Here is a 14,590-nt window from a genome sequence, read left to right on the forward strand (position 1 = left end):
ACTCTCCGATAAAGAGTAAGATTAGCTCATTGCTAAACTCTAGCTTTTGTTACTTGTTTTGTTTCTATAACGAAGTTATAAAAACGATTATTGTTGACGTTTGTTTGTTCAGTTTTCAAAGAGCAATATGTTGCTATCAGAAGCAACTTTTACATATTATCATCTGTCATTAATAATGTCAACACCAAATTTTAATATTTAAGAAATACTTGTTAACTTGTTGCGACTTAAATAATATTATCAACAACTTAATTAATAGTCAATCTTTTTTTATGAAATTAATCAAATTAAATAATAGGATATTCCTCTCCCTTATTCCAATAAAAAAACAGACATCCAATATCATTGGTTGCCCGCTTCGTAAAACACTTTATAATACATAATGCTGTATTGCTACAAGTGCGACAACTCCTGGAATCCCTAAAATTCCTGATACGGTAGAGGTCGCAATATTGATTGGTACATGTATGCCATACTTTGTTCCAATTGCATTCAGGAAGAAGAGAAAAAGTGCACCTATTACTATTTTTATTAATCCTTGTCCAACAAAACGCAATGGTTTGATGGGAGTTCCTATTATCAGTAGAAGAATAATTAACCCACTGACAATAGAAATAATGACGATTGGGCTCATAAACAAAACCTCCCTAGTTCCTCTTTGTATTAATAGAGTATGTCCATCTTCTACAAAAAAGAACTAGGGAGAATTATTGATTATTTCAACAGCCTGATATTTCTTTCTTTCGCTTCTTTAAATAGAAAAAAATACTTTGCTTCTGTTAACTTCGCAGCACAGATGACCTCATCAGATGGATCGAAGCTTTTTTCTAGTATTGATTTTTCACTTAGCCAATGTTTTTTCATGCCATGGAATTGAGATAATAATTTATCATCAAATTCTTTTCTTAGCTTTCCTTTGCGGCGAAAAAGCATCTATTGTCCTCCCATCTGATTATACTTCTCTTCTGCCCTCTAGCGCTTTAGATAAAGTAACCTCATCTGCATATTCTAGGTCACCACCAACTGGCAAACCATGTGCTATTCTTGTTATTTTAATTCCTGATGGCTTTAGTAACCGGGAAATGTACATAGCTGTAGCTTCTCCCTCGATATTGGGATTGGTAGCCATTATTACCTCTTCCACATCACTTTCCTGAAGACGCTTGATCAGGGAAGGTACATTGATATCCTCAGGACCTATACCATCCATCGGGGAAATTGCACCATGCAAAACATGGTATAAGCCATCAAATTCCTTCATTTTTTCCATTGCAATAACATCTTTCGGGTCTTGCACTACACAGATTATTTGACGGTTTCTTCTTGTATCCTCACAAATATAGCATGGATCTTGATCTGTTATATGACCGCATACAGAACAATAAGTAAGGTTTCTTTTTGCATTGACGAGTGCTTTCGCAAAGTCTAATACAGTGTCTTCTTTCATATTCAATACAAAAAACGCCAGTCGAGCAGCCGTTTTCGGGCCGATTCCTGGCAATTTCATAAAGCTGTCTATCAGCTTCGATATTGGTTCAGGATAATGCATGGAACTCCTCCTTAGAACATTCCAGGAAGGTTAAGTCCTTTAGTAAATTGCCCCATTGTTGAGTTTGTTAACTCATCCGCTTTCTTCAATGCATCATTTGTAGCTGCAAGCACAAGATCTTGGAGCATTTCTACGTCTTCCGGATCTACAACCTCTTCCTTTATCACTACATCCACTATTTCTTTATGTCCCGTTACGACTACTGTTACCATTCCGCCACCAGCAGAACCTTCAATTCTTTTGTCTCCAAGCTCCTCTTGAGCTTCCGCCATTTTCTTTTGCATTTTTTGCATTTGTTTCATCATGTTTTGCATATTACCCATTCCGCGCATAAGAATACCTCCATTAAATTATAATTATTTATTTCATTTACATATTTTATATAATATGCAAATTTCTATTTCCGTTCAACAATCAGTCCTTCACTTCAAGCAATTCTTCACCAAATAATTTTTTGGCTTCAGCAACAATCGGGTCTTCCACTTGGTTTTCACCATCTTCTTCACCCGCACCTGAATGATGGGAGCTATTCAAGAATTCTTCCCTTATTTTTAACCACTGCTCTTCAGGGACTCCTACTAATTTATACCTTCTTCCCAAAAGCTGTTGAAGAGATGACGTAATTGTCTCTATAAATTTAACATTATCCAATGCCATTTGACAGTGGATTTCATATTTAAATTTAATAACAATTGAATCCGTCGAAGCAGCAACTGGTTCCGCTTCATTCAAGAGAGCCGCTTGTGATCTCATCTGATTTTTAACGAGTTGTCCGAGCATATTTCCCCAATTGCTCTTTATATTTTGAAGCTCTTGTTTCGTTGCAGCTTTGAGTATTTCATTGATTTTCCCGGTAGGTGCCTGGAATCCCTTTCGGTTTGACCTCACCTTTTTCTGAGGAGCAGCCTCCTCTGGCGAGCTACTTACACCTGACTGTCTAATTCTTGCTAGTTCTTCTTCCAAATTGTTTATTTTAGAAATAAGTCCTTGTATTTCACTACTTGATGGGGCGCCAGCACTTGCCTCATTTGATGTAACTGCCATTTGGCATAACTTAACGATGGCTACCTCTAGAAAAATTCTGGGATGATTTGTCCACCGCATATCCTGCTGTGTTTTGTTCAACAAGCTGATAAGTTCATATATTTGTTCCTGTCCATAAAGATCAGCTAAGTCCCTGAATTCGTCATCAAGCATGACCCTTTCCAATGACTCTTCCAAATTAGGTGCAGTTTTATATAACAGCATATCTCGATAGAAGAAAATAAAGTCTTCAATAAACCTGGAAGGATCCTTTCCTGAAAACAGCAATTCATCCAATGATTGAAGTCCCTTAACTGTATCTTTTTCATAAATTGCTTTCGCCAGTTCATTTAAAAACCCTTGTGAAACAGCACCTGTAACAGTTAATGCATCTTCTACAGTAACACTATCTTGACTGTAAGAGATGGCTTGGTCCAATAGACTCAAGGCATCCCGCATTCCTCCATCGGCCGCGCGAGCTATCATCTGAAGAGCCTTATCGTCACATGATATACCAGATTCATCTATAATAAGCCTCATTCTCTTTACAATCGATTGAGCTGTAATTCTTCTAAAGTCAAAGCGTTGACATCTGGAGATAATCGTTAATGGTATTTTATGCGGCTCAGTAGTGGCCAAAATGAAGATTACATGCTTAGGTGGTTCCTCTAATGTTTTTAATAATGCATTGAATGCTCCAATAGAAAGCATATGCACTTCATCTATTATATAAACCTTGTATGGGACAGAGCTCGGGGCATATTTCACTTTGTCTCTTATATCCCTTATTTCTTCCACTCCATTATTGGAAGCAGCATCTATCTCTATCACATCAGGAATGGAACCGTCTGTAATTCCTTTACATGCAGCACACTCGTTGCATGGCTCGCTGATTGGAGCTCTTTCACAGTTTACCGCTTTTGCTAGAATCTTCGCAGCACTTGTTTTACCTGTTCCTCTTGGGCCTGAAAACAAATATGCATGCGTTGTTTTTTGCTGAAGAAGGGCATTCTGGAGTGTTTTTGTTATATGTTCCTGACCTACTACATCAATAAATTGCTGCGGTCTCCAAACTCGATATAATGCTTGGTAATTCATGCTTGCCCCCCTTTCTTTCCGCTCTTATTATTATATCTTATCTATATGTATTTTTACATTAAAACAGTGGTACAAACTTTTATACTAAAAAGTAGTATGGCTTGTAATAACTAAAAAGACTCACTCTTTATCAAAAGAATGAGTCTTTATTATTATAAAGTTAAACTGCCGTGCACCTTTCGTCGACTAGCACCCATAAGCGTTACTTAAGCAGTTAGCTCAGTCCAGGCAACCCTGCGGCACATGGGGGTGTCCACTTAATGCTGCTTCCTTCCGGACCTGACATAGTTCATGGATTCCCATTGCGCAGGACCCGGACGTCAACACCACTTGCTTAAGGCAGACCCTACAGGATACTAGCCTCAGAAAGGAGTTCAGCCTCGCTAGAGCGGATTGCGAGTACAGGGCACCGCTACCTCCCCGCTTAGCACGACAAACTTGATACCAATTTTAATGTGTCATCTTGGACACAAACTAAGTATACTTATATTCAACCAAAAAAGCAATAATTATAAGCTGTTAATTTTTGTAATATCATTTTCGGCTCCTTTTTGCTTCTCCGCTTTCTTTCTTTTACGAAGTTCTCGGAAGAAGTTTGTTAAAAGTTCGCCGGTTTCCTTTTCAAGTACTCCAGGTACTAGCTCACACTGATGATTGAATCGGTCATCCTGAAGAAGATTCATGAAGGTACCCGCACAACCTCCCTTAGGATCACTTGCGCCGTATACTACCCTTTTAACTCGAGAAAGAAGAATTGCACCAGAGCACATTGCACAAGGCTCTAGCGTAACGTACAGCACAGCGTTATCCAATCTCCAGCTTCCTGTTTCTTTACAGGCTAAATCTATTGCCAAAAGCTCAGCATGGGCAATGGCTCTCTGCTCTGCTTCACGCAAGTTATGTGCCTTCGAGATCACTTCCCCATCTAGCACAACAACAGCCCCTATGGGAACCTCTCCCAGATTACCTGCTCTTTTTGCTTCATCTATAGCAATTCTCATAAAATAATTATCATCTTTTTCTACATTCATTTATTTATCACCCTGTGCTCACTATTGTTTTTATTAAAAAGTGTAATTTATTTTCTTAAGTTACTTAAACTAAAGACACATTTGTTATTATTTTAAAAAAGGGGTTACATATGAATAATTCATCTAAAGCACTCTTAATAATCGACATGATTAATGACTTTCAATTTGAACATGGATCCATTTTAGCTGAAAAAGCTTCATTAATCGCAAAAAATATATCCACATTGAAAAATTATTGCCACGAATCTAAGATCCCTGTAATTTATATCAATGATCATTATAGCTTATGGAAAGCAGATTTAGACAAAATCATTGAATATTGCTCTAATGAATACAACGATACTATTTTTACCCTTCTTACTCCAAAAGAGCAAGATTACTTCTTAATAAAACCAAAGCATTCTGCCTTTTACGGAACTGCCCTTAACACTCTGCTTCATCAGCTAAAGGTGGATGAGCTCATCCTAACAGGTATTGCCGGTAATATTTGTGTGCTCTTCACAGCTAATGATGCTTATATGAGAGAATACTCATTGATTGTTCCGGAGAATTGCATTGCCTCAGTAGATGAGCAGGATAATAAATATGCCATGACCATGATGAGGAATGTCATGGATGCAAAAATATTTAAGTATGATAAAAATAGTATCATGTCATCCCCGATTAACACATAGACTGCAATAAGGAATTTTAACAGCAGGAGGGGATTTCCCATGCAGATACATGTTGTGCAGGCAAACCAGTCATTGACAGGCATTGCTCAAGCTTATGGAACTACTGTAACAAACATCGTTGAGGCAAATGAATTACCTAATCCTAATAGGCTAGTCATCGGCCAGGCACTTGTCATCCCAATTGTTGGACGGTTCTATTGGGTTCAGCCAGGGGACAGCCTATTTTCTATCTCAAGAAGATTTGGAATATCGTATCAACAGTTAGCTAGTGTTAACCGTATATCACCAAACAGCCCATTAGCGGCAGGAACCCGCTTATATATACCACAGCAACCGAAAAGAGCAGGAGAATTCAATGCTTATGTTGAGCCGCGAGGTACTACAGTAGCTCCTGCGCTTGAGGCTTCTGCAAGAGAAGCAGCTCCATACTTAACCTATCTTGCCCCATTCAGCTTCCAAGCACTTAGAAATGGACAACTGAAAGAGCCTCTGCTTGGCAATTTCCCTACTATTGCAGCAAATAATAATAATGTATTGATGATGGTAATCACAAATCAAGAGAATGATCAGTTCAGTGATGAGCTAGGAAGAATCCTATTAAATGATCAAGCAATCCAAAATACCTTTTTAAATAATATCGTATCGACTGCGAAGAAATACGGATTTAGAGACATCCACTTTGATTTTGAATATTTAAGACCAGCAGACAGGGAAGCTTATAACGCATTTTTACGTAAAGCAAAAGCACGCTTCTCTCAAGAGGGCTGGCTCCTTTCCACAGCCTTAGCCCCGAAGACAAGCGCAGGCCAAAAGGGAAAATGGTATGAAGCCCATGACTATCGCGCACACGGAGAAATTGTAGACTTTGTCGTAATCATGACATATGAGTGGGGCTATAGCGGTGGACCAGCGATGGCAGTTTCACCTATCGGTCCAGTGCGTAAAGTTCTTGAGTATGCAATTACAGAAATGCCATCAAACAAAATAATGATGGGACAAAATCTTTATGGATATGACTGGACACTTCCCTTCGTTCAAGGATCTGTCGCAAGGGCAGTAAGCCCCCAGAGTGCAATCCAGCTTGCAGCAGATAATAACGTGGCCATACTTTATGACACGAATGCTCAAGCGCCACATTTCAACTATACAGATGCCCAAGGACGCCAGCATGAAGTTTGGTTTGAGGATGCTAGATCCATTCAGGCAAAGTTTGACCTTGTCAAAGAGCTTAATATTAGGGGTGTAAGCTACTGGAAGCTAGGCTTGGCCTTCCCACAAAACTGGCTTTTAATATCAGCTAATTTCAATGTCACAAAAAGATAAAACTATTGCTTATGCCAAATAGCTGTCAACTAGTTGCCTTTTAAAAAAGGGCAGCTTTTTTTATAATTAAGTTCCACAGAGGAGCATTACCTTTTTACATTTCTCAGGAAATATCATGCAGCTTTAATTAACCATAGTTTATGTCCACAACTGCTTCTCATATGTTAAAATGACTTCATATGTCTTTTTTATTTTTTTAATATATAAATTGGGGGGACAAGCATTGAACAATATCCCTTTTATTACAGTAGAAGGTCCTATTGGTGTTGGAAAAACTTCGTTAGCGAAGCTGATTTCTGACCATTTTCAGTATCACCTATTAAAGGAAATCGTTGAGGAAAACCCTTTTTTAGGAAAATTTTACGAAAACATTGATGAATGGAGCTTCCAAACGGAAATGTTTTTTTTATGCAATCGATATAAACAACTTAATGATATACAATCGGACTTTTTAGACAAGAATATTCCTGTCGTAGCTGATTATCATATACTAAAGAATTTAATTTTCGCAAAAAGAACCTTGCAAGAGAAAGAGCTATCTAAATATATCCGAATCTATGATGTACTGACAGATGGATTACCTGCACCGAACATCATTATCTACCTTCATGCTAGTCTTGATACTCTAATGGAGCGCATCCAAAAAAGAGACAGAGATATTGAAAAAAACATCAGTCCTTTATATTTAGAGCAATTGTCAGCAGACTATCAGGAAGTGATGGAAAAGTATCAAAAGCAGTACCCGAACGTCCAGGTACTTTCATTCAACGGCGATGCTTTAGACTTTGTCAAAAACAAAAAAGACCTTGATACTATCATTGATAAAATTAAGCAAACATTAACATTAGGAGCATATAATCATGAATCTACGCAAGAAATATAATATACCAAGCAATTCAGTCATCACGATTGCCGGAACAGTCGGTGTCGGCAAGTCGACATTAACTAACGCACTAGCTGATGCACTGCAATTTCGCACATCCTTTGAAAAGGTTGATACAAACCCATATTTAGATAAATTTTACCATGATTTCAGCAGATGGAGCTTCCATCTGCAAGTATATTTCCTTGCAGAGAGATTCAAAGAACAGAAAAAAATCTTTGAATATGGAGGAGGCTTCATACAGGATCGTTCTATATACGAAGATACAGGCATATTCGCAAGAATGCATTATGAAAAAGGCACGATGTCTGAAACAGACTACGAAACATATACAAGCTTATTCGATGCTATGGTTATGACTCCGTACTTCCCTCATCCTGATTTATTAATTTATTTAGAAGGCTCATTGGATGATATCCTTGCGAGAATTGATAAAAGAGGACGTACAATGGAGAAAGAGACACCTGTCGAGTATTGGCAGGAAATGCACGGTCGTTATGAAAAGTGGATAGATTCCTTCTCTTCATGTCCTGTACTGCGCCTTAATATTAATGACTATGATGCTACAGAGGGAACTTCTGCAATTGAACCAATACTTGAAAAAGTAGCTGTTATTTTAGAACAAAAAAATCTTGCAAAAAGATAAAGAAGAGGAGACAGCTCCTCTTCTTTTTTTGTATAAAAAGGACCAAAAAAAAGGCCTGCTGTAAACAGCAGACCTTATATCTCCAATATTTATGCGCAATGTTAGAAAAAATAATCATGGAGGAGGAAAGGGGATTCGAACCCCTGCGCGGTTTGACCCGCCTGTCGGTTTTCAAGACCGATCCCTTCAGCCGGACTTGGGTATTCCTCCATCAGACAAAGAATAATATAACACATTGGATTATCTATGTCAACAAAATCTTTATTTTAATATATAGAAGAAGCAACAGCTCCTTCTATATATTATCATATACTAACTAATTACTTTATAACCTCTCTATTTCCCATATATGGGCGCAATGCTTCTGGAATAAGTACACTGCCATCCTCTTGCTGATAGTTCTCAAGTATTGCTGCAACTGTACGGCCAATCGCTAGTCCAGAGCCATTAAGTGTATGAACATGTTCTGGCTTGCCCTTTGCTTCTCGTCTGAAGCGGATGTTTGCTCTTCTTGCTTGGAATGCTTCGAAGTTACTGCAAGAAGATATTTCTCTGTAAGATCCATAGCTTGGTATCCAGACTTCTACATCGTATTTTTTTGCAGCTGTGAAACCTAAATCACCTGTGCACATGCTTAGAACACGATATGGCAAGCCTAGAAGCTGCAAGACTTTCTCTGCATTTCCAGTCAATGTTTCCAACTCTTCATAAGAATCCTCAGGTTTAACAAACTTAACCAGTTCTACTTTGTTAAATTGATGTTGTCTAATTAGTCCTCTTGTATCCCTTCCAGCTGAACCTGCCTCTGAACGGAAGTTAGCACTAAATGCTGCATATTTGATAGGAAGCTGATCACCATCTAATATTTCATCACGGTGCAGGTTTGTAACAGGTACTTCTGATGTAGGGATTAAGAAGTAATCCTCTTTCTCGATTAAGAAAGCATCCTCTTCAAATTTAGGAAGCTGCCCAGTTCCTGTTAAACTTGCTCTATTAACTAAGAATGGAGGTATTATTTCCTTATAACCATGCTCTTCTGTATGAAGATCAAGCATAAAGTTAAACAAAGCTCTTTCTAGTCTAGCACCAAGCCCTTTATAAAATACAAAACGACTTCCAGTTACCTTCGCCGCTCTTTCGAAATCAAGTAAATCCAAATCTGTTGCTACATCCCAATGTGCTTTTGGCTCGAAATCAAACTCTCTAACTTCTCCCCATTTTCTAATTTCCACATTATCATCTTCTGTATCACCAACAGGAACACTTTCATGAGGAAGATTTGGTATACCTAGCATAATTGTGTTCAGTCTTTCTTCTACTTGGCGCAGTTCATCGTCAAAGCCCTTGATTTTTTCGCCAACTTCACGCATTTCAAGGATTAAAGCTTCTGCATCCTTTTTCTCACGTTTTAATGTGGCAACTTCTTGGGAAACTTCATTTCTTCTGCTTTTTAATTGTTCTGTTTCCACAATCAATTCTCGTCTTCTTGTATCAAGCTCTTCAAAATGCTCCAATTCAGATAAATCTTCACCACGATGCTGTAGCTGCTCTTTCACAAAATCAAAGTTTGCGCGTACAAATTTAATATCAAGCATCTTTTTTCCTCCTTACATTTTCATCTATAGGTACACTACTTATTGAAATTTTCATAGCAGAACACAAAAAACTCCCGTCCCCAAAAAAGGGACGAGAGTTACCCGCGTTGCCACCCTAGTTGAAAGCATGTGCTTTCCACCTTAAAAAAACATAACGGTTTTTTAAACCGAAAACAATTACTTGCCAAATTCCCTGGCTTTCCTTGTTTTAACTCTAGGATGGATTCACAGGCTATATTCACCGATTCACACCAACCATCGGCTCTCTTGAGAATAAATTATCCTGCTACTGTTTCCTATCATTGTAGATACCATATAAAAGTTTTTTTCATCGTACTATAATTATGAACAAAGTTCAACCACTATATACAATTTAGTTCTTTATGGCGAGCTCCACCATAGAACTAATTATTCATTATTAGTGGTAGGAGCAGCCTCATATACGCGCTTTGTGAAGCTAAGCCTATGATTTCAACTTACCTTTACTTTCGGAAATAAGAAATAAAAAAAAGATTCCTGTTAACACAGGAATCTTTTTTTATTAAAACCAGCCTTTTACTGTAGATGAAACACTATCCCAAATGTTTGCAAAGAAGGAACCTACGCCACGCATAGCTAATACGAACCAGTTTGCCTTTTCAACCGTTTCTGCAGCTACAACATCTACACTAGCTTTCTTTTCTCCGTCACTAGTTAAGAACTGAACTGCTTTGCCATCCTTTGTCTCTAAAGTGACCTTTCCTACCTTATCACCTTTTTTGACTGGAGCAGCTATTTCACCATTACTGTTCACCTTTTTATCATCCAGTACAAGCTTTGCCACATAATTTTCTTTATCTGTTTTTTTGATCATTAAATTAACAGCATCACTTGTTTGAATTTTTACCGTGTCTTCTTTACCCTTTGTTACTTTTAACGATTCATTTCCTTTTACTGTATAACCAGCAGGAAGAACTTCTTCTGTACTAAAGTTATTAAAACCATAATCTAACAGCTTAGTTGCCTCTGTGAAGCGACTGTTTTTAGTTTCACTTTTCATAATAACAGCAATAATTCGTTGATCACCGCGTTTTGCAGTTGCCGTTACATTGTAGCCTGCATAATCAGTAGAACCTGTTTTAAGACCATCTGCTCCCTCATAGCCAAATACCAGTGAAGGTAACAGCCAGTTAAAGTTAGCGTATGTTCTATTATCACGGAATTTAAGTTTCGGCATGCTAGATGTCTCAAGTACTTCCGGATAATCATTTAGTAAATGATAAGCAAGTTTTGCAACAGCTTTAGCAGACATTTCATTTTCATCTGTTTCGCTGCCGGCAGGATAATTGCCCAAAAGGTCCGTGTTATTTAAACCAGAGGAGTTAACAAACTTGTAATCTTTAAGTCCTAACTCTTCTGCCTTTTCGTTCATAACATTAATATAATTTTTTTCTGTTCCAGCTAGAAGTTCAGCCAATGCGACAGTCGCAGCATTCCCTGAGAATATCCCCATTGCTTGATATAGCTCTTTTACTGTATATTCTTCGCCTTCAGTCAAACCAATATTAGACAAACCAGGAGCACCGGATAAACGATGAATATAATTGTTTATTTTAACCTTTTGGTCCCAGCTAATTTTTCCTTCTTTGATTGCTTCAAGGACATTATATTCTGTCATCATTTTTGACATGGATGCCACGCCCATTAGTTTATCGGCATTTTTCTCATACAATATCTCACCAGTAGCAGCATCTACTAGTATTGCTGCCCCAGCGTCCAATCCCAAATCGTCATTCTCAGCTGCATTTGCTTGTTGCGGTAGACCTGCTGCCACTGCACTTATAACAAGCACTGTCATAAGTAAGTACAAGGTCCACTTTCTCATTTGTTTCACTAATAAAACCTCCACACTTAAGATTATCTATTAAACTTTAAATTATTTTTTTAATTAAGAATTTCCCTTGTACAGTTTACCATAAAAAAAACAAAAAAAATAGACGGTGATAGAGTTCACCATCTATTGTAATATTCCGTAACAATTGCAAAACTAATATTATGAAATAGAGTAGTTTGGAGCTTCTTTTGTAATTTGAACATCATGTGGATGGCTTTCTCTTAATCCAGCACCAGTCATTTTTACAAATTGTGAATGCTCTCTCAAAGCTTGAAGGTCCTTAGAACCACAATATCCCATACCTGAACGTATTCCACCTACCAATTGATAGATAGTATCAGAAAGTGGTCCTTTATATGGCAGACGGCCTTCAATGCCTTCTGGAACGAACTTTTTGTTATCCTCTTGGAAGTAACGGTCTTTTGAACCTTTTTCCATAGCAGACACAGATCCCATTCCTCTATATACTTTAAAGCGTCTACCTTGGAATATTTCCGTTTCTCCAGGACTTTCAGATACACCTGCAAGAAGACTTCCAAGCATTACTGCGTGTCCACCTGCTGCTAATGCTTTAACGATATCTCCAGAGTATTTGATTCCTCCGTCAGCAATAATGGCTTTGCCATGCTTTCTAGCTTCTGTAGCACAATCATATACTGCAGTGATTTGTGGAACACCAACACCAGCAACAACCCTTGTTGTACAGATTGATCCTGGACCAATGCCTACCTTTACAACATCTGCTCCTGCTTCTATAAGTGCCTTTGTACCTTCAGCAGTTGCCACATTTCCAGCGATAATAGTTAATTCAGGGAAAGCATTTCTAATATCTCTTATGCCGTCTAAAACACCCTTGGAATGGCCATGTGCTGTATCAATTACGATAGCATCTACTTGGGACTTAACTAGTAGCTCAACTCTTTTAATAGCATCAGCTGTAACACCAACAGCCGCACCAACAAGCAGTCTGCCCTGTGCATCCTTTGCAGAATTAGGAAACTCAATTACCTTTTCAATATCTTTAATTGTAATAAGGCCTTTTAATACTCCATCCTCATTGATAAGAGGCAATTTTTCAATTTTATGTTTTTGCAGAATCTTCTCTGCTTCGTCCAATGTTGTACCAACTGGAGCCGTTACTAAGTCTTCCTTAGTCATTACATCGCTAATTTTAATGGAAAAGTCTTCAATGAAGCGTAAATCTCTATTTGTTAAGATACCAACTAATTTTTGATCATCATTGTTGTTAACAATAGGAACACCTGAAATTCGGTATTTTCCCATTAAATGTTCTGCATCAAATACTTGATGATCTGGAGTTAAGAAGAATGGATCAGTAATAACACCACTCTCTGAGCGTTTAACTTTATCTACCTGCTCAGCTTGCTGCTCAATTGACATATTTTTATGGATAATACCCATTCCACCTTGTCTTGCAATAGATATAGCCATTTCTGCCTCTGTAACAGTATCCATTCCAGCACTAATCAACGGAATGTTTAATTTTAAATTTGGTGCCAGTTCCACTTTTAAACTGACATCTCTTGGTAATACTTCTGATTTAGCTGGTATCAATAAAACATCATCAAAGGTTAAACCTTCTTTAGCAAACTTACTTTCCCACATTTTAACGCCTCCAATTAGTAAAAAAATATTATTAGTAGGTTATCAATTGGACAAAATACTGTCAAGGTCAGTTTAATAAGTTTCATTTTTCAAAAAATTCAGGAGGCAATACATATGTACAGTTCCTACAAGGGCTGGGATTCATTTAGCTGTTTTTTTTCTGCAGAATACTCCCAACTATTTCTAAAAAAAAGTTATAAATTACTTCATACAAATGAAATCGAAACAAAGAGCTATCAAAACTGTTATCCATTTATTTATTTTCTAGAGCACGGCAAGCTCTATTATCAGCAAGCAGTTAATTCACCAATTAATATACAGCCTGTTTTGCTATTTTATGGATTTGTTCACTTAATTAAAGCTTGTCTCCTTACAATAGATCCATCTTACCCAAGCAGTACCTCCGTACTGGCACATGGTGTATCTACAAGAAAAAGAAAAAAACAGCAATATTTATTTTTTAAGGACGAAATCAAAATTCAAAAGAATGGTCTGTTTGCCTGTATGTCTGAAAATATGTTTCAGCTCCCTTCGATTGAGGGAGAGAAATTCAAAATGGGAGAACTCTTACAGCAGATACCTGAACTTAGTGATTTATTCCATATATTCACAGGCAGTCCTTCCTTCCTACCAGTTTCCTTTTCAAATACAGAGGCAATTATTCCATCTAAGATTTTAGACAGCTATTTTATGAGTAAGGACCGTTTTCAGCATTATTTGGAGTCACAGCTTGGGAACCCAGTCAAGAATGTTAAAACAAGTAAGACGAGTATTGAAGTTGCTTTTTCTGAACCTTTACAACCAGTTCCACCCTTCTACTACAACGTCTTGGATAATAAACACTATATTCCAATAGAAAAACGGAGTGTCCATCTGCCTGAAATCTTAGTGCATTACTTATTATTATATAATTTAAGCATGATTGCCAGATACGAAATAGAATGGTGGAGTGAGCTTCTCAAGACAATGCCAAATCAGGATTATCCGTATATTGAGTCTTTTTTATCAATCGCAGCCAAAAAAGGGCCTCAACTCATTTATAACTTTTTAGCAAAAAAAATGTAGTTGAATTTCAGATTTTCTCCAAAGCATTACAAAAAAGCATCTAGTAATGTACTAGATGCTTTTGTCCGTGCCTGGCAACGTCCTACTCTCACAGGGGGAGAGCCCCCAACTACCATCGGCGCTGAGAAGCTTAACTTCCGTGTTCGGTATGGGAACGGGTGTGACCTTCTCGCTATCGCCACCAGACTATTATGTTTTTATGAG

At 37.7% G+C, this 14,590-nt stretch carries 14 protein-coding genes, 1 tRNA gene, 1 rRNA gene, 1 other RNA gene and 1 other annotated feature; of the genes, 5 read left to right on the top strand and 12 right to left on the bottom strand.

All coding sequences use genetic code 11. From position 1 onward, the window contains the following. Nucleotides 1-370 precede the first annotated feature (370 nt). The 7 genes from EM808_RS27890 to tadA form a co-directional block, all read right to left on the bottom strand. Nucleotides 371-634 carry a pro-sigmaK processing inhibitor BofA family protein gene (locus tag EM808_RS27890; RefSeq protein WP_127743012.1) on the bottom strand — a complete coding sequence of 88 codons (264 nt, stop codon included), beginning with the start codon at nucleotides 632-634 and terminating at the stop codon, nucleotides 371-373. Between the two features lie 80 nt (nucleotides 635-714). Then, entirely contained in the window at nucleotides 715-933 is a 219-nt protein-coding gene (locus EM808_RS27895) for a YaaL family protein (protein ID WP_127743014.1), read from the bottom strand. 19 nt (nucleotides 934-952) lie between these two features. Beyond that, entirely contained in the window at nucleotides 953-1,549 is a 597-nt protein-coding gene (recR, locus tag EM808_RS27900) for a recombination mediator RecR (protein ID WP_127743016.1), read from the bottom strand. A gap of 11 nt (nucleotides 1,550-1,560) precedes the next feature. After that, a complete protein-coding gene (locus tag EM808_RS27905) occupies nucleotides 1,561-1,881 on the bottom strand; it encodes a YbaB/EbfC family nucleoid-associated protein (protein WP_127743018.1) in 321 nt (106 codons plus the stop codon). Between the two features lie 82 nt (nucleotides 1,882-1,963). After that, nucleotides 1,964-3,670, bottom strand: a complete 1,707-nt coding sequence (dnaX, locus tag EM808_RS27910) for a DNA polymerase III subunit gamma/tau (RefSeq protein ID WP_127743019.1) — start codon at nucleotides 3,668-3,670, stop codon at nucleotides 1,964-1,966. Between the two features lie 168 nt (nucleotides 3,671-3,838). After that, nucleotides 3,839-4,103, bottom strand: an RNA gene (gene ffs / locus EM808_RS27915) — signal recognition particle sRNA large type. Between the two features lie 76 nt (nucleotides 4,104-4,179). Continuing rightward, nucleotides 4,180-4,701, bottom strand: coding sequence for a tRNA adenosine(34) deaminase TadA (gene tadA / locus EM808_RS27920; protein ID WP_127743021.1), 522 nt, complete (start codon nucleotides 4,699-4,701; stop codon nucleotides 4,180-4,182). Between the two features lie 110 nt (nucleotides 4,702-4,811). Here tadA and EM808_RS27925 point away from each other — a divergent pair, with 110 nt between their 5' ends. From EM808_RS27925 to EM808_RS27940, 4 genes are all read left to right on the top strand, one after another. Further along, entirely contained in the window at nucleotides 4,812-5,375 is a 564-nt protein-coding gene (locus tag EM808_RS27925; protein ID WP_127743022.1) for a cysteine hydrolase family protein, read from the top strand. 39 nt (nucleotides 5,376-5,414) lie between these two features. Further along, the gene (locus tag EM808_RS27930) at nucleotides 5,415-6,698 is read left to right on the top strand and encodes a glycoside hydrolase family 18 protein (RefSeq protein ID WP_127743024.1); all 1,284 of its coding nucleotides are present in this window, start codon (nucleotides 5,415-5,417) and stop codon (nucleotides 6,696-6,698) included. Between the two features lie 223 nt (nucleotides 6,699-6,921). Then, nucleotides 6,922-7,581 (top strand): deoxynucleoside kinase, encoded by a 660-nt coding sequence (locus EM808_RS27935; RefSeq protein ID WP_127743026.1) that lies wholly within the window; start codon nucleotides 6,922-6,924, stop codon nucleotides 7,579-7,581. Continuing rightward, nucleotides 7,559-8,227, top strand: coding sequence for a deoxynucleoside kinase (locus tag EM808_RS27940; RefSeq protein WP_127743028.1), 669 nt, complete (start codon nucleotides 7,559-7,561; stop codon nucleotides 8,225-8,227). Before EM808_RS27935 ends, EM808_RS27940 begins: the two co-directional genes overlap by 23 nt. Nucleotides 8,228-8,344: 117 nt before the next feature. Here EM808_RS27940 and EM808_RS27945 read toward each other — a convergent pair. From EM808_RS27945 to guaB, 4 genes are all read right to left on the bottom strand, one after another. Further along, nucleotides 8,345-8,437 (bottom strand) — tRNA-Ser (locus tag EM808_RS27945). A gap of 110 nt (nucleotides 8,438-8,547) precedes the next feature. Beyond that, nucleotides 8,548-9,822 (bottom strand): serine--tRNA ligase, encoded by a 1,275-nt coding sequence (gene serS, locus EM808_RS27950; RefSeq protein ID WP_127743030.1) that lies wholly within the window; start codon nucleotides 9,820-9,822, stop codon nucleotides 8,548-8,550. Nucleotides 9,823-9,906: 84 nt separating this feature from the next. After that, nucleotides 9,907-10,134, bottom strand: a binding site (T-box leader). 229 nt (nucleotides 10,135-10,363) lie between these two features. Then, nucleotides 10,364-11,686 (bottom strand): serine hydrolase, encoded by a 1,323-nt coding sequence (locus EM808_RS27955; protein ID WP_285849848.1) that lies wholly within the window; start codon nucleotides 11,684-11,686, stop codon nucleotides 10,364-10,366. A 168-nt stretch (nucleotides 11,687-11,854) separates the two neighbouring features. Then, nucleotides 11,855-13,321: an IMP dehydrogenase gene (gene guaB, locus EM808_RS27960; protein ID WP_127743034.1), complete on the bottom strand. Its 1,467-nt coding sequence runs from the start codon at nucleotides 13,319-13,321 to the stop codon at nucleotides 11,855-11,857. 114 nt (nucleotides 13,322-13,435) lie between these two features. Between guaB and EM808_RS27965 the strand changes: the two genes are divergently transcribed. Further along, complete coding sequence (locus EM808_RS27965; protein ID WP_127743036.1) at nucleotides 13,436-14,386, top strand: YaaC family protein; 951 nt, start codon at nucleotides 13,436-13,438, stop codon at nucleotides 14,384-14,386. Between the two features lie 69 nt (nucleotides 14,387-14,455). Here EM808_RS27965 and rrf read toward each other — a convergent pair. Further along, nucleotides 14,456-14,572 (bottom strand): 5S ribosomal RNA (gene rrf / locus EM808_RS27970). Nucleotides 14,573-14,590 lie beyond the last annotated feature (18 nt).

The organism is Niallia taxi (assembly GCF_004005475.1).
GTDB lineage: Bacteria > Bacillota > Bacilli > Bacillales > Cytobacillaceae > Niallia > Niallia taxi.

Coding starts and splice junctions, on each gene's coding strand:
- EM808_RS27890 (WP_127743012.1), bottom strand. CDS start 634: ATGAGCCCAATCGTCATTATTTCTATTGTCAGTGGGTTAATTATTCTT.
- EM808_RS27895 (WP_127743014.1), bottom strand. CDS start 933: ATGCTTTTTCGCCGCAAAGGAAAGCTAAGAAAAGAATTTGATGATAAA.
- recR (WP_127743016.1), bottom strand. CDS start 1,549: ATGCATTATCCTGAACCAATATCGAAGCTGATAGACAGCTTTATGAAA.
- EM808_RS27905 (WP_127743018.1), bottom strand. CDS start 1,881: ATGCGCGGAATGGGTAATATGCAAAACATGATGAAACAAATGCAAAAA.
- dnaX (WP_127743019.1), bottom strand. CDS start 3,670: ATGAATTACCAAGCATTATATCGAGTTTGGAGACCGCAGCAATTTATT.
- tadA (WP_127743021.1), bottom strand. CDS start 4,701: ATGAATGTAGAAAAAGATGATAATTATTTTATGAGAATTGCTATAGAT.
- EM808_RS27925 (WP_127743022.1), top strand. CDS start 4,812: ATGAATAATTCATCTAAAGCACTCTTAATAATCGACATGATTAATGAC.
- EM808_RS27930 (WP_127743024.1), top strand. CDS start 5,415: ATGCAGATACATGTTGTGCAGGCAAACCAGTCATTGACAGGCATTGCT.
- EM808_RS27940 (WP_127743028.1), top strand. CDS start 7,559: ATGAATCTACGCAAGAAATATAATATACCAAGCAATTCAGTCATCACG.
- serS (WP_127743030.1), bottom strand. CDS start 9,822: ATGCTTGATATTAAATTTGTACGCGCAAACTTTGATTTTGTGAAAGAG.
- EM808_RS27955 (WP_285849848.1), bottom strand. CDS start 11,686: ATGAGAAAGTGGACCTTGTACTTACTTATGACAGTGCTTGTTATAAGT.
- guaB (WP_127743034.1), bottom strand. CDS start 13,321: ATGTGGGAAAGTAAGTTTGCTAAAGAAGGTTTAACCTTTGATGATGTT.
- EM808_RS27965 (WP_127743036.1), top strand. CDS start 13,436: ATGTACAGTTCCTACAAGGGCTGGGATTCATTTAGCTGTTTTTTTTCT.